The sequence below is a fragment of the Ralstonia sp. ASV6 genome (genome assembly GCF_016429285.1).
Taxonomy (GTDB): Bacteria; Pseudomonadota; Gammaproteobacteria; order Burkholderiales; family Burkholderiaceae; genus Ralstonia; species Ralstonia flaminis.
The window spans coordinates 23198-45147 of record NZ_JAELUI010000038.1 but is presented as its reverse complement, the minus strand read 5'-3'; the positions used below and the strand labels follow the sequence as shown (position 1 = coordinate 45147).

Annotated in this window: 26 protein-coding genes; 19 read left to right on the top strand and 7 right to left on the bottom strand. The window is 62.8% G+C overall.

The window, feature by feature from the left end:
* From JHD73_RS09960 to flgJ, 6 genes are all read left to right on the top strand, one after another.
* Nucleotides 1-234 (top strand): sigma-70 family RNA polymerase sigma factor (locus JHD73_RS09960; RefSeq protein WP_199030127.1); only part of this gene is annotated, 234 nt, incomplete at its 5' end.
* A gap of 48 nt (nucleotides 235-282) precedes the next feature.
* Nucleotides 283-1155, top strand: coding sequence for a flagellar motor stator protein MotA (motA, locus tag JHD73_RS09955; protein WP_199030126.1), 873 nt, complete (start codon nucleotides 283-285; stop codon nucleotides 1153-1155).
* The gene (locus tag JHD73_RS09950; RefSeq protein ID WP_368735529.1) at nucleotides 1152-2198 is read left to right on the top strand and encodes a flagellar motor protein MotB; all 1047 of its coding nucleotides are present in this window, start codon (nucleotides 1152-1154) and stop codon (nucleotides 2196-2198) included. Before motA ends, JHD73_RS09950 begins: the two co-directional genes overlap by 4 nt.
* 53 nt (nucleotides 2199-2251) lie before the next feature.
* A complete protein-coding gene (gene flgM, locus JHD73_RS09945; RefSeq protein ID WP_199030125.1) occupies nucleotides 2252-2539 on the top strand; it encodes a flagellar biosynthesis anti-sigma factor FlgM in 288 nt (95 codons plus the stop codon).
* Complete coding sequence (gene flgN / locus JHD73_RS09940; RefSeq protein ID WP_199030124.1) at nucleotides 2536-2961, top strand: flagellar export chaperone FlgN; 426 nt, start codon at nucleotides 2536-2538, stop codon at nucleotides 2959-2961. The genes flgM and flgN overlap by 4 nt, the downstream gene beginning before the upstream one ends.
* On the top strand, nucleotides 2942-3742 hold the full coding sequence (gene flgJ / locus JHD73_RS09935; protein WP_233176872.1) for a flagellar assembly peptidoglycan hydrolase FlgJ: 801 nt from the start codon (nucleotides 2942-2944) through the stop codon (nucleotides 3740-3742). The genes flgN and flgJ overlap by 20 nt, the downstream gene beginning before the upstream one ends.
* Nucleotides 3743-3764: 22 nt before the next feature.
* On the opposite strand, the gene flgA is transcribed toward flgJ, so the two are convergent.
* Nucleotides 3765-4487 (bottom strand): flagellar basal body P-ring formation chaperone FlgA, encoded by a 723-nt coding sequence (gene flgA, locus JHD73_RS09930; protein ID WP_199030123.1) that lies wholly within the window; start codon nucleotides 4485-4487, stop codon nucleotides 3765-3767.
* 266 nt (nucleotides 4488-4753) lie between these two features.
* On the opposite strand from flgA, the gene flgB reads away from it, so the two are divergent.
* From flgB to JHD73_RS09865, 13 genes are all read left to right on the top strand, one after another.
* Nucleotides 4754-5122, top strand: a complete 369-nt coding sequence (gene flgB, locus JHD73_RS09925; RefSeq protein ID WP_199030122.1) for a flagellar basal body rod protein FlgB — start codon at nucleotides 4754-4756, stop codon at nucleotides 5120-5122.
* On the top strand, nucleotides 5122-5520 hold the full coding sequence (gene flgC / locus JHD73_RS09920) for a flagellar basal body rod protein FlgC (RefSeq protein WP_199030121.1): 399 nt from the start codon (nucleotides 5122-5124) through the stop codon (nucleotides 5518-5520). Before flgB ends, flgC begins: the two co-directional genes overlap by 1 nt.
* A gap of 5 nt (nucleotides 5521-5525) precedes the next feature.
* Complete coding sequence (locus JHD73_RS09915; protein ID WP_199030120.1) at nucleotides 5526-6269, top strand: flagellar hook capping FlgD N-terminal domain-containing protein; 744 nt, start codon at nucleotides 5526-5528, stop codon at nucleotides 6267-6269.
* Nucleotides 6266-7435 carry a flagellar hook protein FlgE gene (locus JHD73_RS09910; protein WP_199030119.1) on the top strand — a complete coding sequence of 390 codons (1170 nt, stop codon included), beginning with the start codon at nucleotides 6266-6268 and terminating at the stop codon, nucleotides 7433-7435. Before JHD73_RS09915 ends, JHD73_RS09910 begins: the two co-directional genes overlap by 4 nt.
* 4 nt (nucleotides 7436-7439) lie before the next feature.
* Nucleotides 7440-8165, top strand: coding sequence for a flagellar basal body rod protein FlgF (locus tag JHD73_RS09905; RefSeq protein ID WP_199030118.1), 726 nt, complete (start codon nucleotides 7440-7442; stop codon nucleotides 8163-8165).
* A gap of 45 nt (nucleotides 8166-8210) precedes the next feature.
* Nucleotides 8211-8996: a flagellar basal-body rod protein FlgG gene (flgG, locus tag JHD73_RS09900; protein WP_199030117.1), complete on the top strand. Its 786-nt coding sequence runs from the start codon at nucleotides 8211-8213 to the stop codon at nucleotides 8994-8996.
* On the top strand, nucleotides 8996-9664 hold the full coding sequence (gene flgH / locus JHD73_RS09895) for a flagellar basal body L-ring protein FlgH (protein WP_199030129.1): 669 nt from the start codon (nucleotides 8996-8998) through the stop codon (nucleotides 9662-9664). Before flgG ends, flgH begins: the two co-directional genes overlap by 1 nt.
* Before the next feature lie 68 nt (nucleotides 9665-9732).
* Nucleotides 9733-10812, top strand: coding sequence for a flagellar basal body P-ring protein FlgI (locus JHD73_RS09890; protein ID WP_233176876.1), 1080 nt, complete (start codon nucleotides 9733-9735; stop codon nucleotides 10810-10812).
* Between the two features lie 14 nt (nucleotides 10813-10826).
* The gene (locus JHD73_RS09885; protein WP_199030115.1) at nucleotides 10827-11165 is read left to right on the top strand and encodes a hypothetical protein; all 339 of its coding nucleotides are present in this window, start codon (nucleotides 10827-10829) and stop codon (nucleotides 11163-11165) included.
* A gap of 42 nt (nucleotides 11166-11207) precedes the next feature.
* Entirely contained in the window at nucleotides 11208-12548 is a 1341-nt protein-coding gene (gene flgK, locus JHD73_RS09880) for a flagellar hook-associated protein FlgK (RefSeq protein ID WP_199030114.1), read from the top strand.
* Between the two features lie 10 nt (nucleotides 12549-12558).
* Nucleotides 12559-13473 carry a flagellar hook-associated protein FlgL gene (gene flgL, locus JHD73_RS09875; RefSeq protein WP_199030113.1) on the top strand — a complete coding sequence of 305 codons (915 nt, stop codon included), beginning with the start codon at nucleotides 12559-12561 and terminating at the stop codon, nucleotides 13471-13473.
* A gap of 10 nt (nucleotides 13474-13483) precedes the next feature.
* Nucleotides 13484-14578 (top strand): hypothetical protein, encoded by a 1095-nt coding sequence (locus JHD73_RS09870; RefSeq protein WP_199030112.1) that lies wholly within the window; start codon nucleotides 13484-13486, stop codon nucleotides 14576-14578.
* Between the two features lie 132 nt (nucleotides 14579-14710).
* Nucleotides 14711-15946, top strand: coding sequence for a dicarboxylate/amino acid:cation symporter (locus tag JHD73_RS09865; RefSeq protein ID WP_199030111.1), 1236 nt, complete (start codon nucleotides 14711-14713; stop codon nucleotides 15944-15946).
* 313 nt (nucleotides 15947-16259) lie between these two features.
* Here JHD73_RS09865 and JHD73_RS09860 read toward each other — a convergent pair whose 3' ends face one another.
* The 6 genes from JHD73_RS09860 to fliP form a co-directional block, all read right to left on the bottom strand.
* Nucleotides 16260-16574, bottom strand: coding sequence for a hypothetical protein (locus JHD73_RS09860; protein ID WP_199030110.1), 315 nt, complete (start codon nucleotides 16572-16574; stop codon nucleotides 16260-16262).
* A gap of 19 nt (nucleotides 16575-16593) precedes the next feature.
* Nucleotides 16594-18696 (bottom strand): flagellar biosynthesis protein FlhA, encoded by a 2103-nt coding sequence (locus JHD73_RS09855; protein WP_199030109.1) that lies wholly within the window; start codon nucleotides 18694-18696, stop codon nucleotides 16594-16596.
* Nucleotides 18696-19832 (bottom strand): flagellar type III secretion system protein FlhB, encoded by a 1137-nt coding sequence (flhB, locus tag JHD73_RS09850; protein ID WP_199030108.1) that lies wholly within the window; start codon nucleotides 19830-19832, stop codon nucleotides 18696-18698. The genes JHD73_RS09855 and flhB overlap by 1 nt, the downstream gene beginning before the upstream one ends.
* A 258-nt stretch (nucleotides 19833-20090) precedes the next feature.
* Entirely contained in the window at nucleotides 20091-20885 is a 795-nt protein-coding gene (gene fliR / locus JHD73_RS09845; RefSeq protein ID WP_199030107.1) for a flagellar biosynthetic protein FliR, read from the bottom strand.
* A gap of 2 nt (nucleotides 20886-20887) precedes the next feature.
* A complete protein-coding gene (locus tag JHD73_RS09840; protein ID WP_199030106.1) occupies nucleotides 20888-21160 on the bottom strand; it encodes a flagellar biosynthetic protein FliQ in 273 nt (90 codons plus the stop codon).
* Nucleotides 21160-21945 carry a flagellar type III secretion system pore protein FliP gene (gene fliP / locus JHD73_RS09835; protein WP_199030105.1) on the bottom strand — a complete coding sequence of 262 codons (786 nt, stop codon included), beginning with the start codon at nucleotides 21943-21945 and terminating at the stop codon, nucleotides 21160-21162. The genes JHD73_RS09840 and fliP overlap by 1 nt, the downstream gene beginning before the upstream one ends.
* Between the last annotated feature and the right edge of the window lie 5 nt (nucleotides 21946-21950).

Genomic DNA, 21950 nt, shown 5'->3' with positions numbered 1-21950 from the left:
GGTGCTGTACATGGCGCCGACGACGGCATTGAACGTCAGATCGTGGTGCGGCAGTCGCTGGAGAAGGCATTGGGCCTGCTCGATGAGCGCGAGCAGACCGTGATTCAGCTGTACTACGAGTTTGACCTGAGCCTGGCCGAGATCGGTGCGGTGCTCGGACTGACATCGGCACGTGTGTGCCAGATCAGCAAGAAGGCGCTGATGAAGATGCGAGAGCATCTTGGACAGCATTGATAGGGCGCTCGCCGTCGTGACCGCGCGGCGGCAACACAGGAAAAGATCATGCAACAGATATTTGGCATTCTGGTCGTGATGGCCTGCGTGTTTGGCGGCTTCATGTTCATGGGCGGCAACTTCGACAAGCTGTGGCAGCCGGTCGAGCTGCTGATCATTGTTGGTGCGGCGGCGGGTGCAATGGTGCTCGGCAACCCCCGTCACGTGCTGGTTGAGATGGGGGCGCAGCTGCGCAAGGTCGTCACGATCCGCAAGCGCGCAACGAACAAAGAATTTCAGCGTCAGCTTCTGCTGCTGATGTATGAGCTGCTCAACCTGGGCCGCGACCTGAAGGCGCTCGACAGCCACGTCGAGGCACCGGCAGACAGCCCACTGTTCCAGCGTTATCCGCTTGTGCTTCAGGACCCGCCGCTGCTGGCCTTCATCGTCGACAACTTCCGTCTGATGGCGATGGGAAAAATCAGCGCGCACGAGCTTGAAAGTGTGATGGAGCACGAACTGCTTGCCATCCATGAAGATCTTGAACAGCCGTCGCGCTCCATGAAGAAGATTTCGGATGCGATGCCGGGTTTCGGGATTGTCGCGGCCGTGCTTGGCATTGTGATGGCAATGAACAGCATCAACGAAGGTGCCAGCGCCGGTGAGCTTGCCGAAAAAGTGGGCGCGGCGATGATCGGAACCTTCATCGGCATTTTCTTCTGCTATGGCGTGCTTGACCCACTCTCGAACCTGATCAAGCAGGTCGTCAAGGCAGAGATGTCCGACCTCGAATGCGTGAAGGTTGTGCTGATTGCGTTTGCTGCCGGCAAGCCCGCGTTGCTCGCTATCGATTCCGGGCGCCGCGTTATGCAACTGACGGACAAGCCGAGCTTCTTGCAGCTTGAGGGCTGGATCGGCAGCCTCGACGGAGTCCGCGCGTGAGCTCGAACCCTGACCTGACATTGTCCGAGGCTGGCGCGAAGACGGACACGGCGCTACCGAAACGCGGGCGCCGGGGCGCGGAGCATGGTGACTTGATCATCAAGCGCGCGGCCAAGCGCGGTCACGATGATGACCATGGCGGTACCTGGAAAGTCGCGTTTGCCGATTTCTGTCTTGCGCTGATGTGTCTGTTTCTGTTGCTGTGGGTGCTGGGCGCACGCAATGAGGAAGAGACCAGCCTCAAGCTTATTGAGATGGCAGACAGTGTTGCCTATGAGGGCAGTTCTGGTGTGCTGGATGGCACACCCGCGGCGCCGCCTTCTGTCACCCCCCGAGAGGAGTTGGCACCGCGCGGCCAGGACGCATACAGCGCGGACACTGCAGCACCTGCAACGATGCCTGCCGAAACGGAAGCAGCATTGCGTGCGCTGGCAGAACGTGTTCGCCAGGTGGGCGAAGACATTGGCCTGCGCGACAACCTGCAAGCGATCATTACGCCGCTCGGCTTGCGTGTGATGCTGCACGATACCGATGAGCAGGGTGTATTCGTGAGCGGTGGAGCGACGCCATCAGCGCTGTTCCGGCCGATGCTCACTAAGCTGGGCGCACTCATGGGTGCGGTCGGTAACCCGCTGCTGGTGATTGGCCATACCGATTCGGTGCCATATCGGGGCCGGGGGTTCAGCACGCGGTCGAACTGGCATTTGTCCACAGACCGCGCCATGGCGGCCCGGCGCGGTCTGATTGAAGGGGGCATGACTTCATCGCAAGTGCTGCAGGTGGTCGGCATGGCCGATCGCGCACCGTTGGTGGACAACCCCCGTGCGGCGACCAACCGCCGGATCGAATTCCTGGTGCTCACGCCGCAACGCGCACACGCGATCAAGGCGATGTTTGGGCTGCCGGAGCAAGTCGTACCCCTCGTCGAGGGCGTTAACGCGGCATCGGGAGGGGATCCGGAGGCCGCACAGATTGGCGTGCGGATCGAAGCCGCGCGAGAACACGAACAGAATTTAATGGGTGCGGAAAATCGGTCGTCTTGAGGGTTCAGGTGTCTATTGAATCTTTAAAGGCCGAGTGGCCGTAAGGTGAAATCATGCGAATCGCAAATGCGGCGGGCCTGCCCGCAATCAATGAACCGGACAGCACCCCGCGCGCCGACGCGGTGAAACGTACGGAAGCGCCTGTTCCGACCATGGGTGCCGCCGATAAGACCCGCGACCGGGAAGCGATCGAGGCGGCGCGTGCCGCACTCGACCGCACGCCGGAGGTGGATGCCGCACGCGTTGCGGAGATCCGCGCGGCATTGCAGGCCGGTGAGATCCGCTTCGATGCGGCAAAGCTCGCAGGTGTGATTCAGAGATACCACGGAGGACATGAATGACGGTAAAAGGCAATCCTCGCCAACTCGTGGCCGACATCGTTGCTGATGGCGTCGGTTACCGAAAGCTCGCGCAACTGCTGGATGACCAGTTTGCCGCGGCGCTGCGGCTCGACGCCGCGCTGCTTGGCCAGCTCGCCAAAACGATTGCTGCTGAGGCAGATTCGATCGATGCACGTCGTCGTCATCGCGTTGAACTGCTGGGCAATGCGCCCGGCGCGGTCCAAGCATTCGGTGAACGCGCGTTGGCAGGGGAGCGGCACACGGCACAGCGGAAGTCCTTCATTGCGCGCTGCAATGAACTGAATGCCCTGACGGCCCGCTGCAAGGCGCTGGGAGCGCGCAATGGCGCGCTGCTAGCCGCACAGTACGAAGCGATGCAACGCCTCATGCACGGAGAGCGCCATGTCTATGTCCCTGCGTGACATAGCGCTGCGGTCAACGCCTTCCACGCCATCGGCTGCGCCGGCGCCGTCAGTCGCTCAGGCTTCGCTTGCTGCCGGCGCACGTTCGCGTGCGTCGGCCGCGAGCTTTGGGTCGTTGTACACCTCACTGAGCCGCGATATCAACGGTTCGATTCGCAACGGCTTTGAGCGGACGAGTACTTCGCAACTGTCGTCGCAGGCCGTGCAGTGGCACGAAGCCATGCGCATGCGCAACGAGGCGGCAAAGGCCGAGCGCACCACCAACGGCAAGGCGCTGACGTCTGCCGCATTCGTGACCACGGCCGGGCCGGTCGACCCGGATCGACAGGCTTTCTTGGCAAAGATCATGCCGCACGCCCGGCGCGCGGGTGAAACGCTCGGCGCTGCGCCGGAGCTGATCGCCGCACACGCTGCGCTGGAATCAGGTTGGGGGGCCAAGCCGCTGACGAATGCGCGCGGCGAGACCACGCACAACCTGTTCGGCATCAAGGCAACGGGCAACTGGAAGGGCGCATCGGCGGCGTCCACCACCACGGAATACTTGGGTGGCGTTGCAACCAAGGTGGTGGAGCATTTCCGCGCGTATCCAACGTACGCAGGCGCGTTTCGCGATTACGCGGCGCTGCTGAAAAATTCACCGCGCTATGCCGATGCGCTCGACGCCGGCAGTGACGCACGCCAGTTCGCACGCGCGCTCAAACGGGGCGGCTATGCAACCGATCCGGCCTATGAGAACAAGCTCGTGCAGGTTGTTGAGCAGGTAAGGAAGCTCTTCCGATAACGGCAGCGTTCCTGGGCTATCCCTATTTTGCTGCGCCGACCGGCTCAACGATGCCGGCGCCGGTGATGCGCGCCGTGATGACCTTGCTGGTGCTCACGTTCTTCACGCGGATCACGTCATCGATGGCGCCGTCCTGCATGGCGGTGCCCGCGCTTGTCACTTCGATCGGGCCGGCATTCGCCACGATCTGCACTGCCTGCCCCCGGCGGACCACCACCACCCCTTTCAATATGCGTGCCTGAACGACTTGGCCGGCTTTCAACGCGCGCCGAGGTGCCCGCCCGACAACGGCAGCTGGGTCGAGCAGCGCATCGGGGGTGAGTGCCAGATCACGTACTTCAAGTGCCACATCATCCGCCGTGAGCGGTTGATTGGCCAGCAGCGCGGACGCTGTGACGACTACCGGCGTCTTAATGTGGGCATGCACCACATAAACGCTCGCGCGTGACGTGCCCGGGCAGCGCACCGAAAAGCGCATTCGTGTGAGCACCTTCGTGTCGGCAGGGGATACGTTGTAAGCCTCGCCGCACGCAGGGGCAGCCCGGCGCGGCGGCACCACCGTCACCGAGGTGTCTGCGTCGGTAAGCCGATGTTCTTCAACGTAGCGCCCGATCCATTCCTGCGCCGCCTGCTCAACCTGCGCGGCGGCAGGATCACCAGCAAGTGGCAGCGCCTGTGCAGACGCCGCCCCCGCCAGGCTCGATAGCGCGAACACAGCCACCATCGTGGCCGCTGTTGGGGCCATTACCGTCGCCATTCGTGCGATCTGTCGCAAAACACAGGGTACGGGCATGTGGGTTTCCGTTTGTGAACGTGGCCCGATTATAGGAAAGATGTGCTCACGCCGTCCCATGCAAAACGGTTCGTTTGCCCCCGTCTCAATTCCCCGTTCAACGTCTGTACAACTTCTTCGCCGCGCATTTTCGATCCGCATAACCTCCTGTCTGTCCGATGACCAATCCGCCGCCAGCGCCAGCGCTGTGCGGCTTCTTCCGGAGGCAAGCAGCCAAGATGGGACTGAATTTGGAAAACGCGCTCGGCGTCCACCCCGCGGCATTGAAAGTGCGCGCGGAACGCACGAAGCTCCTCGCATCCAACCTCGCCAACGAGTCGACGCCCGGTTATCAGGCGCGCGATCTCGATTTCCGCGCGAGTCTGGACCAGGCACTCGCCAACGATGGGTTCGAGGCCGCGTTGCAGTTCGGCGGTAGCGACCCGAAGTACCGCGTGCCGAGCCGGCCCTCGCAAGACGGCAACACGGTGGAGCTCGGCGTCGAGCAAGCCGCGTTCTCGCAGAACACGGCCGATTTCCAGGCGAGCCTGACCTTCGTCAACATGAAGATCAAAGGCCTGAAGGCCGCGATCACCGGGAATATCTGATGAGCTTCAAAGACATTTCACAGATCGCCGGTTCGGCGATGACCGCGCAGACCGTGCGGCTCAACACGATCGCAAGCAACCTCGCCAACGCAGGCACGTCCGGTACGGAAGACACTGCGTACCGCGCCCGCAAGCCGGTGTTCGCATCGGTATTTGAGAACGGTGGTGCGCGCGTGCAGGTGCTCGATGTCATTTCCACCGACGACGCGCTCACGACGCGGCACGAGCCTGGGCACCCGCTGGCCGATGAAAACGGCATGGTGTACTACTCGAACGTCAGCCCGGTCGAGGAAATGACCGACATGATGGCCGCGTCGCGCGCTTTCTCCACCAACGCCGAGGTGCTCACGCGCCTCAAGGGCATGCAGCAAGACTTGCTGCGCATGGGCGAGGGCTGACCAGGATGAATATCCAAAACAACGGCACGCAAGCCAACAACGGCGCAGGCGTGGGTGACGGTGCATCGCTGCCGGGCGCCAACAAAGATTCGGGCAGCCTGTCGAACATGTTCACCACACTGCTGATCGCGCAGATCCAGAATCAGGATCCGCTCGCCCCGATGGAAGCCAGCCAGTTCGTCACGCAGTTTGCGCAGATGAGCCAGGTGGAAGCCATGCAGACGCTGGCTCAGATCAGCGCCGCGACGGCCGCCATGCAGGAAAGCATGCTCGTCGTGTCGCTTGGCTCGCAGGTGGGTTCGCTGGTGCGTGTGCGTGCCGATTCCGTCGAGCTGGATGGCGAGACCGTGCGCGGCGGCTTTACGCTGGACTCGTCGGCCAGCGATGTGGAGCTCATTCTGACTGGCCCTGACGGCACAGAGCACAAGATCCCGCTGGGCCCGCGCGAGGCCGGCACGGTCGATTTCGAGATCGACCCGGCTGAACATGATCTGCCGCCCGGCGACTACAAGGTGCGCATATCGACCGACACCGGCGAAAAGCCCGACGTTGAACTGACCGGAGAACTGCAGAGCGTGCGCCTAGGCGCCGACGGCCGCGTGATCCTGTCTGTTGCCGGCGTTGGCGACGTTGACACCGCTGATATCACCCGCTTCCTTGGTCGTCCGCAGAAGAAAGAACAAGCCCACGAGCAAGAGCGAGAAAACGGTCTCTTTCCCATCCCCTTTCTGAATAGGTTCCTGTCATGAGCTTCAACATCGCACTTGCTGGCATCAATGCAATCAACGGCCAGCTCAATCAGATCAGCAACAACATCGCCAACAGCGGTACGGTTGGCTTCAAGTCCGGCCGAGCGAACTTTGCGTCGAGCTACATCAACGCCATGCCATCGGGTGTGTCGATCGGCTCGACCTCGCAGTCGATGAGCATCAGCGGCAACCTCCTGCCCACCGGCCGCGGCATGGACGCCGCCATCTCGGGCAAGGGCTTCTTTGTCTCGCGTGATACCGACGGCTCGATGGTGTATTCGCGCGCCGGCATGTTCGACGTCGATAAAGACGGCAATGTGGTCGACTTCATGCTTCGTCGCGTGCAGGGCTATGGCGAGAGCGGCGCGCTGGGCGACCTGACGGTGCCCACGGGCGGGATTCCCGCAGAGGCCAGCAGCTCACTGGAGTACGTCGGCAATATGTCTGCCGACTGGAAGGAGCCCAGCGTCACGCCATTCGATAAGGACAACCCGCAGTCGTACAACGGCATGTCGGCCACCACCGTGACCGATTCGCTCGGCCGCGAGCACACCGTGACGCAGTACTTCGTTAAGGGCGCCGGCAACGATATGCAGGTGTACTACGCCATGGATGGTGAAGACGTTGGTCTGCCCACATTCCTGAGCTTTGACACCGAGGGCAAGATGGTCATGCCGATCGGCTCCGTGGATCTGGACCTGGGCACGCCGACTGGCGCGGCGCCGTTGTCGATCGCCATCAGCTACACCGGCACGACCATGTTTGGCGGAGACCAGAGCACCGCGAAGAACCGCGCGGACGGCTACAAGTCCGGCACGGTGACGGGCGTGTCGCTGGCCGAAGACGGCTCGATCCAGGTGCAGTACAGCAACGGCAAGAAGCTATCGGCGGGTCAACTGGCCATCGCTACGTTCCAGAATGAAAACGGCCTGGTGCCAGTGGATGGTTCAGCCTGGCAGGCCAGCGGTGCTACGGGTGAGCCGCTGCTTGGCACAGCGGGTGTGGGCATGGCGGGCAAGCTGGCCGTGGGCGCGGTCGAGCAGTCGAACGTCGACATGACCTCCGAACTGGTGAACCTGATGGGCGCGCAGCAGAACTACCAGGCCAACTCGAAGGTGCTGTCCACCGAGAACGAAATGATGCGCACGCTGATGCAGGCGCTGTAACGCGATGGATGCATTTATCTATACCGCGATGACCGGCGCAGACCACTCGCTGCGCGCGCTCAACGTTCGGGCCGGCAACCTGGCAAACGCGCAGACGGCGGGCTTTCGCGCCGATTTGGCGACCGTCACCAGTGAGGCAGCGCAGGGCTATGGCTACGACTCGCGTCATCACGCCGCGCTGACGGCAACGCACGTCGACCACACGCCCGGCAAGCTTAACGAGACGGGCCGCGCGCTGGACGTGGCGATCAGCGGCGCCGGTTATCTGGCGGTGGAGACCGACGACGGCGTGGCTTACACGCGCACCGGCTCGCTTCGGCTCGAAGGCGATGGATCTCTGACGCTGAACGGCCGCACGGTGCTGGGCGACGGTGGCCCCATCGTGCTGCCTGAGCACGACACCCTGACGATCGGCACGGACGGCACGATTTCCATCGTTGCCACCGGTGAGCAGGGCACGCAAGACGTCGGGCGCCTGCTGCTGGTGAACCCCGAGCCGGCAGACCTGATGAAGAACGCGCAGGGCCTGATCGTGTCGCGCAGCGGCACCGAGTACGGGGCGGACGCCAACGTCGCCGTCAAGGGCGGGCATCTGGAAGGCAGCAACGTGTCTGCGGTCGAGGAAATGATGCAGACCATGTCGCTCACGCGCTCGTTTGAAATGCAGATGAAGCTCTACAAGGTGGCGGACGAAATGGCCGACGCCGGTAACCGGTTGATCCGCGGTTAAGCGGATGCAGGCGACCCAATCAACACACAACGCTAAAGGTCAACTATGAATCCCGCATTGTGGATCAGCAAAACAGGCATTCAGGCGCAGGAATCGAAGCTGCAGACAATCGCGAACAACCTGGCCAACGTCAACACGGTCGGCTTCAAGCGCGATCGCGCGGTCTTCGAAGATCTGTTTTATCGCACCGAGCAACAACCGGGCGCGCAAGTTGCGGACAACGCGACGGCACCGGGCGTGCAACTGGGCAACGGTACCCGGCTGGTCGGTACGCAGAAGGTGTTCACCTCCGGTGCTCTGCAGACGACTGGTCAGACGCACGACGTAGCCATCGTTGGTAACGGCTTCCTGCAGGTCGAAATGGCCAACGGCGAGGTGGGCTATACCCGTGCGGGCCAGCTCCGGCGCAACCAGGAAGGGCGTCTGACCAATGGGCAGGGGCTGCCGATCGTGCCATCGATCGACATTCCCGCCGATGTAACGGGCCTGACGATTGGCGAGAACGGTGTTGTGTCAGTCACGACTGGCGCAAACACGACGCCGACCGAGATCGGCCAGCTGCAGCTCGCCAACTTCTTGAACCCGGCCGGCCTGCTCGCACTGGGTGACAACCTGTACGCCGAAACCAGTGCCAGTGGCCCACCGAACGAAGGCGAGCCGGGGCGCGACGGGTTGGGCACGCTCAAGCAGGGCGCGCTGGAAGGCTCGAACGTGACGGCTGTGGAAGAAATGGTCGAGATGATCGCTGCGCAGCGCACCTATGAGATGAACACCAAGGTGTTGTCCGCTGCGGACAACATGATGCAGTACCTCTCCCAGGCGGCACGATGATGAACGCCGCCCGCTTGCTCGCTGCATGTGCTGCGCTGGCCGTGCTGGCCGGTTGCGCCACGGGGCCACTGCACGACTACGACCGTTCGCCAGAAGTGGACGACATGCCGGACACCGCATTCGAGGTGCGCCGTGGGTCGGCGGGTGGCGTGCTGGTGCCGGATCAAGCGTGGTCGCTCACCTCCGATATACGCGCATTCCGCTCCGGCGATGTGCTTACCGTCGAGCTGGACGAAACCACGCAGGCGAGCAAGAAGAGCGGCACGCAAGTCGGCAAGAACAGCAGCGTAAGTGCGAGCAAACCATCGGTCTTTGGCGTGGAGCTGCCGTTGGATGCCACTTTGGGTGCCAAGCGCGGCTTTGACGGTACGGGCTCAAGCTCGCAGCAGAACATGCTGCGTGGCTCCGTCACCGTGGTGGTGCAGCGTGTGCTGCCCAACGGCCTGCTGCAGGTGCGTGGTGAAAAACGCCTCGTGCTGAACCAGGGGGAAGAGACCGTGCGGCTGTCGGGCTATGTGCGCGCGGCCGATATTGACGCAAACAACCGCGTGTCGTCGCAGCGTGTGGCCAATGCGCGGATCCACTACGCGGGCCGCGGCTCGCTGGCCGACGCCAACCAACCCGGCTGGCTGACGCGTTTCTTTAACAGCCCGTGGATGCCGTTCTGAGCCTATTCAAAGGATTTGCTATGAAACTGACCCGCCTCGCCAGTGTTGCCGCCGCCTGTTTGATTGCGATGACCGCAACGGTTTTCGGTCCTGTGCGCAACGTGCATGCACAAACGGTCGGCGCTCTCGTCGATGTAGAGGGCGTGCGTGAAAACGCGCTCGTCGGCTATGGTATCGTCGTTGGGCTGGCTGGGTCGGGTGACGGCACGCAAGCCAAGTACACCACGCAGTCGCTGGCGAATATGCTCAAGCAGTTCGGCACGCGTCTGCCGGAGAACGTCAACCTGCGCTCGCGCAACGCGGCGGCTGTCATGGTGAGTGCGACCTTTCCGCCGGGCTATCGGCGCGGTCAGACGATTGACGTGACCGTCTCGTCGCTGGGCGATGCCAAGAGCTTGCGCGGCGGTACGCTGCTGATGACGCCGCTGCGCGCGGCTGACGGCGATGTCTATGCGCTGGCGCAGGGCAACCTGGTGATTCCAGGCCTAAATGCACAGGGCCGTAGCGGGTCGAGCGTCACCATCAATACGCCCACCACGGGCCGCATTCCGAAAGGAGCAACGATCGAGCGCGAAGTGGCGACGGATTTTGCAGAAACGCCCAGCGTGCGCCTGAACCTCAAGCGGCCGGATTTCCAGACGGCGTCACGCATTGTCGATGCCATCAACCAGGCACTCGGTGGCGAAGTGGCGAGCACGGCAGATGCGACCTCGGTAGACGTGGCCGCGCCTCAGGGGCCGAGTCAGCGCGTTGCGTTTGTCGCCAAGGTGCGCGCACTGAAGGTTGGGCAAACAGAGGTGGCGCCGCGCATCGTATTTAACTCGCGCACAGGCACCGTCGTTATCAGTCAAGGGGTGACTGTCAAGCCCGCTGTTGTTTCGCACGGGGCGCTGAAGGTGACGATTGCCGAAGGCACGGCAGTCAGCCAGCCGAACGAATTTGCGCGTGGCACCACGGTTGCCGCGCCGGTTAGCGAGATTGATGTCTCGCAGCGCGGCGGCAACGCCTTCCAGTGGAAGTCCGGTGCAAGCTTGCAGGCGATTGTCGACACGATCAACCGCACCGGCGCGACTCCTGATGACCTGATGGCGATTCTGCAGGCGCTGTCCGAAGCCGGCGCGCTGACGGGCGAGCTGGTGGTGATCTGACGAGGAACCAAGCAATGACACACGATTTCATGCCGATTTCACGCGCGTCCAATAGCGCTACAGGCGCCGATGCGAGCGCTATCCGCCCGGCCGAAGCCACGGATCGCCAGAAAATTGAAGCCGCTGCCGTGCAGTTTGAGGGCATGTTCATCGCCCAGATGCTCAACGAGATGAAGAAGGCAACTGACCAGCTCAAGGCGGACAACGGCTTTGATGACAAGTCCAGCGATTCGATGCTCGACTACGCAAACCGGGTTGTGGCTGATGCGATTGCGCATCAGCGGGCGTTCGGCATTGCCGACACGCTGGTCGCACAGATGCTACCGCGCGAGACCGCGAGCACGAACGACTAACGCGCTTTGGGCGCATTCAACGGATAACGGAGCACGTACATCATGAACATCACCCGAATCGGCCTGTCCGGCACGCTTGCAGCGCAGGCTGGGCTCAACATGTCGGCGCGCAACACCGCAAACCTGCTGACGCCTGGCTATACGCGCCAGGGCGTGATGCTGATCTCGCGCGTTGGCGGCGGTGTTGACGTGGGCTCGCTGATCCGCTTTGGCGATCACTACAAGACTGAGCAGAAGTGGGCATCGAATGGCCCGGCTGGCCAGTATGGCGTTGGAGAGTCGTATTTCCGCCAGCTTGAGGAGGTGATGGGCCTGGAAGACGGCAGTGTCAAGGCCGGACTCGACCGGTTCTTCGGCGCGCTTGATGAGGCCAGCGCCGACGTCACCAACCCCGCGCTGCGCCAGCAGGTGTTGATGGCAGCGAGCGGGCTGGCCACGAGCTTCAACAATCTGCAGCAAATGATGCGCGGCCAGCTCGACACGCTGCGCCAGCAAAGCGCAGCCACGGCAGACCAGATCAACGGCCTGAGCGCATCCATTGCGGACCTGAACCGGCGCATTGCCGATGCCGAGGCGATGGGCGGTGCGCCGTCCGAGCTGATCGACCAGCGCGACCAGGCGATCGACCAACTGGCCGCCCTGGCCGAGATTCGCACGGTGCGCCAGCCGGATGGCACGATTGACGTGAACCTCGTGGGTGGCGCGCCGCTCGTGGCGGGGTCGCAAGTGGCCAAGCTGGGTGTCGAGACGCTGGCAGACGGCACGTTTGGTCTGACCTACGAGCTTGGCGGCACGCAGCATGCGCTGGACGGCAGCAAGGTGGGCGGTTCGCTGGGCGGGCTGTTCACGTTCGCACAAGATACGCTGCTGCCGCAAATGGAGGCGATGCGCTCACTTGCTGGCGAGATTGCCGATCGCTTCAACACGCAGATGCAGGCCGGCTACGGCATGGATGGCCAGCCGGGCCAACCGCTGTTCACGTTTGATCCGGTCACGGGCCGTTTGACGGTCAATGACATGACACCTGACCAGCTTGGCTTCTCGTCGGACCCGAGCGCACCTGGCAACAACGACAACCTGCTCAAGTTGATCGGCCTGCGCTCCGAGAAGATCAACCTGCCGGGCTTTGGTGAAACCTCGCTTGGCGACGCGTACACGATGCTTGTCGGCAAGCTTGGCGCTCAAGCCCAGCAAAACCAGTCGATGCTGGCGATGGCGGGCGAGGTCCGCAAGCAGTCGGAAGAGGCATGGCTTGCGGTGTCGGGTGTCAGCATGGAGGAGGAAGCCGTCAACATCGCTGAGTACATGCAGGTGTATTCGGCCAACATGAAAGTCATCTCTGTCGCGAATGAGTTGTTTGACGCGACGATCAAGAGCTTCTAAGGAGAACACCATGCGTATCACCAACCAGCAACTCGGCAACATGATGCTCTCCACCTTGCGGGCGTCGAGCTCCAAGGCCGCTGACCTTACGTCCAAGATGACGTCAGGCCAGCGTGTGCAGCGTGCGTCTGACGACCCGATTGCCGCCGTGCGGCTGCTGATGCTTGAGCGCGACACGTCGTTGACGGCACGCTATCGCAAGAACATTGACACGCTGACAGTGCGCCTGCAGAAGAACGAAGCCCATCTGGACGGCATGCTCGACACCATGATGTCGGCCAAGGACATGCTGACAGCCGCCGCCGACGGCAGCCACAGCGCGCCTGACCTGAACGCCATGGCGGGCCCGCTGCGTACGCTGCTCGACAACCTCAAGCACGCCGCCAACGCAAAGGACAGCGATGGCAACTACCTGTTCTCCGGCACGCTCACGGGCACGGCCCCGATTGCCTACGATCCGAGTGCACCCGCCGGCAGCCGATATACGTATGCGGGCAACGCCGAGACGCAGAGCGTCGTGATCGGACATGGCGTGACGCAAACCGCCAACGTGACGGTCGATCAATTGGCTGAGGTCATGAACAAGCTCGAAGCCGCAGTCGATGCGCTTGGCGATGCGAACGTCGATCCGAACGCCCCCGCGCTGCGGGACATCGTGACGGCGGCCCTCGATGCCACGTCGAGCAAGGGTGTGGATGCGCTGTCCGCGAAGATTGCTGGCCTGGGTGGTGCGCAGAACACGCTTCAACTGATGGACGACAACCATTCGGCGCAGCTCATTGCCAATGGGCAGGCGACGCAACTGGTGGGTGAGCTGGATTTTGCTGAGGCCTACGACCAACTCAATAACTACATAGCAGCCATGAAGGGTACGTACCAGATTTACGGCCGCATGAAGCAGTTGTCGCTGTTCGACGCCATCTGAGATCGTCGCCATGGATACGCGACTGAGCACACAGGGCATCGAGCGTGCGCATTTGGGACGTAGCAGCGATGCTACGGTATCCAGCCATTCACGGCGCGGGGCGGACGCGGCGCAGGCGGCCCAGGCATCGGCTGCGCTGTCTGCCAGCGCGCAAACGCTGCCGATCCCCAAAAGCAAGCTGATCGGCCCCCCTCTGTTGCCTGGCGCGGCGGCCAATTTCACGGCCAGCCAGGCCCAGCTGAATACCGATGTGACCGGCGTGCAGCGCGCGTTGGCCTTTGCCGATGCGGCTGCCGTGCACTTGCATGGACTGAAAGCATCGTTGAGCGCCGCGCTGAGCGGTGCGCCGCGCGCCGGTGACGATCCGGCAGCCAGGATTGCCAGGTTCGATGCGCTTTGGCGTGAGCGAGCGGCGGCAACAGGTGGCGTGCTCGACGCCCAACTCGCTGTGCGTCCAGCGGGGGACGCGACACGCACCTTTCGCCTGCGCGGGCTGGACGTTGAGCAATGGCGCCGCGGTAGCCCAGAAATGCTGACGTTTCACCCCGCAGGGCTGGGTAAGCAAACAGCTTCGCTCACGTTTGGCGACGACACGCTGGAGCCCGCTGCGTTTGCGCGGCGACTGGACCGTGCGCTGGCCAGCAATGGTATCCGCGTAACGCTGGCGGCAGATGGGCAGGTCGACTTCACGGTTGCTGAATCCCGCTGGCCGGTTGTGCGTGACCAGATGATGCTGCGCGGCGCAGGCAAGCGCTTTCCGGGTGGTCGACCAAGCCGTGCGCGCGCTGATGTGGCGCCGGAGGCTGTGGAGCCTGGGCGCTGGAAGGCCGGTGACCGAGCATCGCAACGTGTGGCATTGCGCGAGGTTGTGCTTGCGCTTGAAGGCCTCGGTCAAGCGCAGCAGACGCTGCGCGCGGAGCTCGACGTCGCTTCCAAGGGCGTGCGGGAAGGAACGGGGCGCGCAGCCAGAACGCTGGCCAACGATGCGGCCCAATCGGTGACGGCAGAACTCTCGCGCACCGGCGACTACAACGTGCTGTCGGCCGTCTCGGCAACGCTCTCGGGCCTGAGCCGCGCACGCGTTGAAACCTTGCTCAAGGCCTGAGCACAGGGTGCGGCGTTGCCGGAATCGTCAACAGCCAGTTGATCATCAAGATTCTGTTGAACATTGTTCAGCGTCGCTTGTGAATCAGTGACTCTGACGGGGAGATCCACTTCCCGAAAGGAGACATCGGCGATGAAGCACTCCCCCCGTTTGTTCCGCCCGCGCTTGAGCGCCGGCACGCAAATCCTTCTTGCGCTCATCCTTGGTATCGCAGCGGGCCACTTTATTGGTGAGCCGGCCAAGATGCTGCAACCGTTGGGCGACGTGTTCATGTCGCTGATCCGCATGTGCGTGATCCCGGTCGTGTTTGTGTCGCTCATCAACGGCATTACCTCGTTGTCCGATCTTGCCGCCATGCGCCGGATCGCCTGGAAATCGATCGCCATCTATGCGCTGCTGATGTCTGCAACGGCCGTACTCGCCATGAGCACGGCAGGGCTGTTCGAAATCGGCAGGGGTTTTGATTTGCCCGTTGTGGTGGACGCCACGGCGCTTGTCGAGCCGACCAGCCTGAAAGATGCGCTGTTGTCGGCCATTCCATCCAATCCATTCAAATCGTTTTCCGACGGGGCACTGCTGCCGACCATCGTGTTCGCTATCTTCTTCGGCCTGGCGATCAACCTGTCGGGCGAACGCGGTGAACCCGTGCGCGGCTTTTTCGACAGCCTGTCGGCCGTCGTCTTCAAGCTGATCGGTATGGTGCTCAAATTTGCGCCGGCTGGCGTGTTCGGGCTGATGGCCTACGTGACGGCTGATCATGGTTTCTCGGCGCTGGGCCATCTCGGCTCGCTTGTGGCGGTCAACTATGCGGTGCTGGTGGTGGTGATGCTCGTCATGTGCAGCATGTTGCTGGCCGTGTTTGGCCTCAACCCGTTGCCATTCCTGCGCAAGATGCTGCCGGTGCAGCTCTTCGCGTACTCGTCGGCAAGCAGCGCGGCTACGCTTCCGCTCAACATGGAGACCTGCCAGACGCGCCTGGGTGTCGATGGCCGCATCGCAAGCTTCGTGCTGCCGCTGGGCTCGACCATCAACATGGCCGGTCTGGCGAGCTACCTGGGCACCGTGGCGATTTTTGCCAGCAATGCCTATGGCATCGAGCTGTCGATGGGGCAGATGGTGATGGTGGTCGTCACGACCACGCTCGCCTCGATTGGTGCGGCTGGCATTCCGGGCGCGGGCCTGGTGGTGATGAGCCTGGTGCTGACGGCGGTTGGGTTGCCTCTGGAGGTGATCGCTGTCATCGCTGCTGTGGACCGGCTGATCGACATGTGCTGCACGTCCGCCAACGTGACGGGCGATACGGTGACGGCCGTGGTCGTGGCGCGTGCGGAAGGTGCGCTGGATATCGACAAGTACAACCGCGCGTAAGCAATGTAAGAGGCGGGGTACGGTGCAGCCAACGGCGCCGCGCTCCCATACCAACAGGCCACCCAGGGTGGCCTTTTTTTCGTGTTGCGTTTCCTTCAGGTGCTTTCCTGGGCATCGGCTGTGGTTGTAGAGCCTGCTGTTGTTGCAGGTCTCTACTGGCACGGCTGAAATAGGAGGCGTGCGAAGGCCGCGAACACTACGAGAAGCGCAGCCCCTCAAAAACTGGGGTGAGCAGACCCCTGATGTTGTCGGCGTCTCGATCTGGCGTGCAGAGAACAACCGGTTCGAATATGGCGACCCGGCCACCGGAAAATCACGGCGCCAGAAGGGTGGCGCCGGCCATGTCCTTTTCTCCGAGGGCAACGCCGACCAGGTCCGCGTTCGACATCGGAAGCGTGCTGGTACGTCGGCTGAAACACTGAATGCGCGTGAGTTCACCGACTCCCGAGAGGCGCCGCAACCTAGGAATGCGGGCAATCCGACGGTCCGGAGTGATGTCGTGCATACGCCCTAACGCTGGCGCGCATGCGATCCGCTTCAGCCAGCCCAGCCCCGCACGATAGCGAACCTGCGTCCATCGCACCCATGCAAAAAGGCCCGCGGCATTGCTGCAGCGGGCCTTTTGCATGCTGGTCCTGACCGGCGTCTTACCCCAGCGCGCCAACGACGCTGACTTCCTTGTTCTCCGGAATTTCGTTGTACGACAGCACGGCCAGCCCTGGTGCAAACAGCTTGGCGTAACGCGCGAGTATCGGCCGGATACGCGGAATCACCAGAAGCAGCGGGGTCAGGCCCATCTGCTTCATCTGCTCGGTCACGGCGGGCATGTGCGTCTGCAGTTGCGAGAGCACATTCGGCTCGACCGGGAAGTTGTCGATCGGGGCGCGCACGCCGGATTGCTCCGAACGGCTGAGCGCACTCAACAGGATGTTCTCTAGTTCGGTCGTCAGGCTGAAGCCCTTGAGCTCCGCTTGCTGGCCGTTGAGCCCCGCCACGATCTGGCGGCGTAGCGCGCAGCGGACCTCGGCAGCAAGCAGCAACGGTTCCTTGGTGGTCTCGGATGCCTCCACCAGCGTGGCGGCCACAGTCTCGATGTCCTTGATCGACACGTTCTCAGCCAGCAGCGTTCGGAAGACCTTGCGCAGTTGGCTGTGCGTCAGCGCCTTGCCCAAGGCATCGCTCAACACTGGTGCAATGGTGGTCAGACGCTCGATGATGGCCGTGACGTTGTCGTAGCTGAACAGCTCGGGCAGGGCTTCGCGCACCAGCTTGCTGGCGTGCGTGGCGATGACCGTGGCGCAATCGACCACTTGGTAGCCGAGGCCGAGCGCATGTGCCTTCTGTTCGGGTTCGATCCAGGTCACGGGCATGCCGTAGGCCGGGTCCACGCCAGGCGTGCCATCGAGCTCGCCGTACACGGTGGGTGACGGAATGGCCATCATCTTGCCGGGCTGCACCTGCGCTTGGGCCAGTGCGGTGCCGTTGAGCATGATGGCGTAGCCGGCAGGCGGCAGGCTCATGTCGTCACGCGCGCCAATGGGTGGCAGCAGAAAGCCGAGCGATTCTGACAGGCTCTGGCGCGTGCCCTGCAGGCGGCGCACGAGCGGCGCACCTTGTGTACGGTCTACGAGCTGTACGAGCTTGTAACCCAGCGACACCGAGAGCGCATCCACGTACGGCAGGCTGCTCCAGTCCAGCGTTTCCTCACGCGGGGCGGCCAGGGCGGCCTCCATCGTGCGAGCGGTTTCGCTGGCGCTTTCCTCTTCCGCCGGAGAGGGGCGCCGCGCCATTTTCCAGCCCACATAGCCCAGCACAGCCGCAAAGCCCAGGAACACCAGCGTCGGCATGCCCGGAATCAGGCCCAGCGCAGCCATCAGGGCAGCGGCGCTGAACAGTACAACGGGCGAAGCCAACAACTGCTGGCCGACTTGTTGTTCGAAATCGCGCGAGTCGTTGATCCGGGTGACGATCACCGCAGCGGCGGCCGACAGCAGCAGCGCAGGAATTTGCGCAACCAGGCCGTCACCGATCGTCAGCAGTGCGTATTGGCGGAAGGCGTCGGCGGTGGACAGGTCGTGCATCATCACGCCAATCACCAGACCGCCGATCAGGTTGATGACGAGCACCAGAATGCCGGCGATGGCGTCCCCACGCACAAACTTCGAGGCACCGTCCATTGCGCCGTAGAAGTCGGCTTCGGAGGTGACGTCCTTGCGGCGCTTCTGGGCCTGCTCCTGCGTGATGACGCCAGCGTTCAGATCCGCATCGATGGCCATCTGCTTGCCGGGTAGCGCATCAAGCGTAAAGCGTGCCGACACTTCCGAGATCCGCTCGCCACCTTTGGTCACCACGACGAAGTTGATGATCATCAGGATCACGAACACCACCAGGCCGACCACGAAGTTGTTGCCGATCACCACGTTACCGAACGACTCCACCACCTGACCGGCCGCGGCCGTGCCCGTGTGGCCGTTGAGCAGCACCACGCGGGTGGAGGCCACGTTCAGTGTCAACCGCATCAGCGTGGCGGCCAGGATGATGGTCGGGAATGCCGAGAAGTCGAGCGGCCGCTTGACGGTGACGGCCACCATCACGACGACGATGGCCAGCACGATGTTGAACGTGAACATCATGTCCAGCGCGATCGGCGGCAGCGGCAGGATCACCATCGCAAGGATGGCGAACACGGCAAGCGGCACGCCGAACTTCATCCGCTTGAGCATACCCAGGTAGGGGGCGAGTGCGTTCATCAGGATTGGGCCTTTTGCAAATGGTCAGGAATATCGAAATGGTTCGGTAGCATCGGCTCCAGGCCGCGCTTGCCGTGGCGGAACGCCTTGATCTGCAGCACGTAGGTCAGCACTTGGGCGACGGCGCGATACAGCGCGGCCGGAATCTGCTGGTTCACCTGGCTGGTGTGGTACACCGCACGCGCCAGCGGAGGCAATTCAATCACCTCAACGCCGTGTTCTTTCGCCACGTCGCGGATGAAGAGCGCAGTCTCGTCGATGCCCTTTGCAACAAGGTAGGGGGCGTGCGCCCTGGATTCGTCGTACTTCAGCGCCACGGCGTAGTGGGTTGGGTTCATTACCACCACATCGGCCGTCGGCACGGTCTTTCGGATGCCCTGGCGTGCAAGCTGGCGCTGGATCTGACGGATCCGGCTCTTCACTTCCGGCTTGCCTTCGGACTGTTTCATTTCGTCCTTGATGTCGCGCTTGCTCATGCGCTGGCCGCGCATGAAGATCATCCACTGCACGGGCACGTCAATCAGCGCGAACAGCACGAGCATGCCGGCCATCGCCAGCGCTGAATTCAGAAACAGGTCTGCACCCCCGGCCAATGCGTTGGCAAGCGGCGCGCCTTGCAGCTTGGCAAAGCCAACCAGGTTCACGCGGCAGACGATGACCAGCGTCGCGATCAACGCCATCGCCTTCACCACCGTCGTACCGAACTGGATGTAATGCTTGCCTGACACGAGCCGCTTGATCCCCTCAATCGGGTTCATGCGGCTCATCTTCGGCATGAAGTTCTTGCTGCTCATTACCCAGCCGCCCGGCACTATCGAGGCGATGATCACCGCCGCTGGCACCGCCACCAGCGGCGCGAGCATCTTGCCAATGAGCAGCAGCGTGGCCGGAAACAGCATGGAAGCGGTATCGCCCAGTGCGCCGTCGGCCGACAGATCGGCAAACGACAGTGCGAACAGCCGACGCAGGTCGATCAGCCAGCCAGGCGCGAGCACGACAATCAGCTTGAGCGCCACCAGCACGCCGACTGCGGTGCCAATGTCGCGCGAGCGCGCCACCTGGCCTTCTTTCTTGGCCTTGCGCAGCTTCTGCGGGGTGGCTTTTTCGGTCTTGTCGCCGTTGGACTGCTGGCTCATCAGGCCCCCTTAGCCAACGTGGGCGACATCGACGGCATGGCTGGCATGACGGGTTGCGCCTTGATGAAGAAGGAGAGGAATACCGACACGTTCATGGCCCCATCTGGTGAGTTGGCACCATTGTCGACGTGTCATGACGGAACCTTAAGAAGGTTGGACAGACCTTGAACGGAGGGGCAGGCACCTTCTACATGTGGCGCAAGCGCCCTGATTGGGGGCTTATTGTGGCGTGTGGCGCACGGTCGAGCGCTGGGCTCGTCACATGCGCTTGGCTGGCACCACCGGCATGGCCAATTGGTCGTACAGATCCAGCACATGCGAGATCATCCGGCCGTAGTGGTCCGGCAGCGACGGCAGCAGCAGCGTCAATAGCAGCAGGCCGAACATCGTCGTCACCGAAAAGCCGAGCGAGAAGAGGTTGAGTGAGGGGGCCGCGCGATTCAGCAGGCCCAGCCCGATTTGCACCACCAGCGTGGCAAACATCACGGGCAGCATCAGCGCAACGGCGGCTGAGAACATCCAGCCCGCCGCAAAGGCCAGGCGCCTGAGCGCTTCCATGTCAAACGCAAAGCTGCCGACCGGCCATACGGTAAAGCTGCGAGCGAGTACGTGCGTGATGACCAGATGACCATCCACGGCGAAGAACAGCAGGATGAACACGACATACATCATGCTCGTCACCACGTCGGTCATCTGCCCGCTCAACGGATCGTTGATCTGAGCCATCGACAGCCCCATCTGCGACGACACCACCGCGCCAAACATCTGCAGCACCGCCTGCACGAGATGGAACATAAAGCCGAGCAGCGCGCCAATCAGCACCTGCTCGGCCATGGCGACCACGCCTTGCATCGACATTGGATCAATTGCAGGCATTGCCGGCATGGCCGGCTGCACCACGAGCGCAAGCACCAGCGCAATCAGCGCGCGGATGCGCAGGGGAACGGCCGCCTCGCCCAGCATGGGGGCCGCAGTGAGCGCGGCGGCGATCCGGCAGAACGGCCAGACGATCGCGCTCGCAAGCGGCAAGAGCTTGGCGAAGGCGATTTCCACCGTCAGCCTGCCAGTTGCGCGGCACGGCCGAAGATCTCGACCGTGTAGTGCATCACGCGGTCTGCGACCCACGGGCCGGCCAGCGCCAGCGCCAGCAGCGTCACCACCAGGCGTGGCAGGAAGCTCATGGTTTGCTCGTTGATCTGCGTCGCCGCCTGGAATAGGGCGACGAGCACACCGGTAATCAGGCCCGGCGTGATAAGCGTCAGGATGATGACCAGCACCAGACGCAATGCATCAATGGCCATGCTGGCGGCAAGATCGGGTGTCAGCATCAGAGCGCCCTCACACTGGTGATGAGTGTATTGACCGTCAGCGACCAGCCATCCACCAGCACGAACAGCAGCAGCTTGAGCGGTAGCGAAATCACAAGCGGCGACAGCATCATCATCCCCATTGCCATCAAGACCGAGGCGACGATGATGTCGATGACCAGGAACGGAATGAACAGCATGGCGCCGATCTGGAACGCGGTCTTCAACTCGCTCAGCACGAATGCGGACAGCTTGACCAGGAACGGCTGCGCTTCGGGCTTTTCAATGTGTTCGGTGCCGGATAGCTTGGCCATTTGTGCGAGCGTGGCCTTGTTGGTTTGCGCCAGCATGAAGCGCGAGAGCGGTTGCTCTGCCGTCTGCAGCGCCACCTGCATGCTGATCTTGTTCTGATCATACGGAACGAATGCCTTCTGCCAGATCTCTTCGCCCACCGGGCGCATGGTCAGCATGGTCAGCACCAGTGCGACGCCGGTCACGATGCGCGCCGGCAGGCCCTGCTGAAGCCCAAGCGCTTGCTTGAGCAGCGATAGCACGATCACATAGCGCAGGAAGCTCGTCATCGTCATCAGCAGCGCGGGCAACAACCCGAGCAGCGTCATCAACACGAGGATCTGCGTCTTGACAGTGAAGCCTTGGCCATTTGCGCCGCTCGTTGCGAGCGTCAGCGCATCGGCCTGCGCAAGCGTTGGCAGGGCGAGTGCCACCAGTGCTGCGCCCGCGCACGCGATCGCGCGGCGGCGCACGGGCTGGCGCGCAGGTTGGCAAGTCAGCAGGGCGGCCGTCATGGTGC

Coding starts and splice junctions, on each gene's coding strand:
- motA (WP_199030126.1), top strand. CDS start 283: ATGCAACAGATATTTGGCATTCTGGTCGTGATGGCCTGCGTGTTTGGC.
- flgM (WP_199030125.1), top strand. CDS start 2,252: ATGCGAATCGCAAATGCGGCGGGCCTGCCCGCAATCAATGAACCGGAC.
- flgN (WP_199030124.1), top strand. CDS start 2,536: ATGACGGTAAAAGGCAATCCTCGCCAACTCGTGGCCGACATCGTTGCT.
- flgJ (WP_233176872.1), top strand. CDS start 2,942: ATGTCTATGTCCCTGCGTGACATAGCGCTGCGGTCAACGCCTTCCACG.
- flgA (WP_199030123.1), bottom strand. CDS start 4,487: ATGGCCCCAACAGCGGCCACGATGGTGGCTGTGTTCGCGCTATCGAGC.
- flgB (WP_199030122.1), top strand. CDS start 4,754: ATGGGACTGAATTTGGAAAACGCGCTCGGCGTCCACCCCGCGGCATTG.
- flgC (WP_199030121.1), top strand. CDS start 5,122: ATGAGCTTCAAAGACATTTCACAGATCGCCGGTTCGGCGATGACCGCG.
- JHD73_RS09915 (WP_199030120.1), top strand. CDS start 5,526: ATGAATATCCAAAACAACGGCACGCAAGCCAACAACGGCGCAGGCGTG.
- JHD73_RS09910 (WP_199030119.1), top strand. CDS start 6,266: ATGAGCTTCAACATCGCACTTGCTGGCATCAATGCAATCAACGGCCAG.
- JHD73_RS09905 (WP_199030118.1), top strand. CDS start 7,440: ATGGATGCATTTATCTATACCGCGATGACCGGCGCAGACCACTCGCTG.
- flgG (WP_199030117.1), top strand. CDS start 8,211: ATGAATCCCGCATTGTGGATCAGCAAAACAGGCATTCAGGCGCAGGAA.
- flgH (WP_199030129.1), top strand. CDS start 8,996: ATGAACGCCGCCCGCTTGCTCGCTGCATGTGCTGCGCTGGCCGTGCTG.
- JHD73_RS09890 (WP_233176876.1), top strand. CDS start 9,733: ATGACCGCAACGGTTTTCGGTCCTGTGCGCAACGTGCATGCACAAACG.
- JHD73_RS09885 (WP_199030115.1), top strand. CDS start 10,827: ATGACACACGATTTCATGCCGATTTCACGCGCGTCCAATAGCGCTACA.
- flgK (WP_199030114.1), top strand. CDS start 11,208: ATGAACATCACCCGAATCGGCCTGTCCGGCACGCTTGCAGCGCAGGCT.
- flgL (WP_199030113.1), top strand. CDS start 12,559: ATGCGTATCACCAACCAGCAACTCGGCAACATGATGCTCTCCACCTTG.
- JHD73_RS09870 (WP_199030112.1), top strand. CDS start 13,484: ATGGATACGCGACTGAGCACACAGGGCATCGAGCGTGCGCATTTGGGA.
- JHD73_RS09865 (WP_199030111.1), top strand. CDS start 14,711: ATGAAGCACTCCCCCCGTTTGTTCCGCCCGCGCTTGAGCGCCGGCACG.
- JHD73_RS09860 (WP_199030110.1), bottom strand. CDS start 16,574: ATGCAAAAGGCCCGCTGCAGCAATGCCGCGGGCCTTTTTGCATGGGTG.
- JHD73_RS09855 (WP_199030109.1), bottom strand. CDS start 18,696: ATGAACGCACTCGCCCCCTACCTGGGTATGCTCAAGCGGATGAAGTTC.
- flhB (WP_199030108.1), bottom strand. CDS start 19,832: ATGAGCCAGCAGTCCAACGGCGACAAGACCGAAAAAGCCACCCCGCAG.
- JHD73_RS09840 (WP_199030106.1), bottom strand. CDS start 21,160: ATGCTGACACCCGATCTTGCCGCCAGCATGGCCATTGATGCATTGCGT.
- fliP (WP_199030105.1), bottom strand. CDS start 21,945: ATGACGGCCGCCCTGCTGACTTGCCAACCTGCGCGCCAGCCCGTGCGC.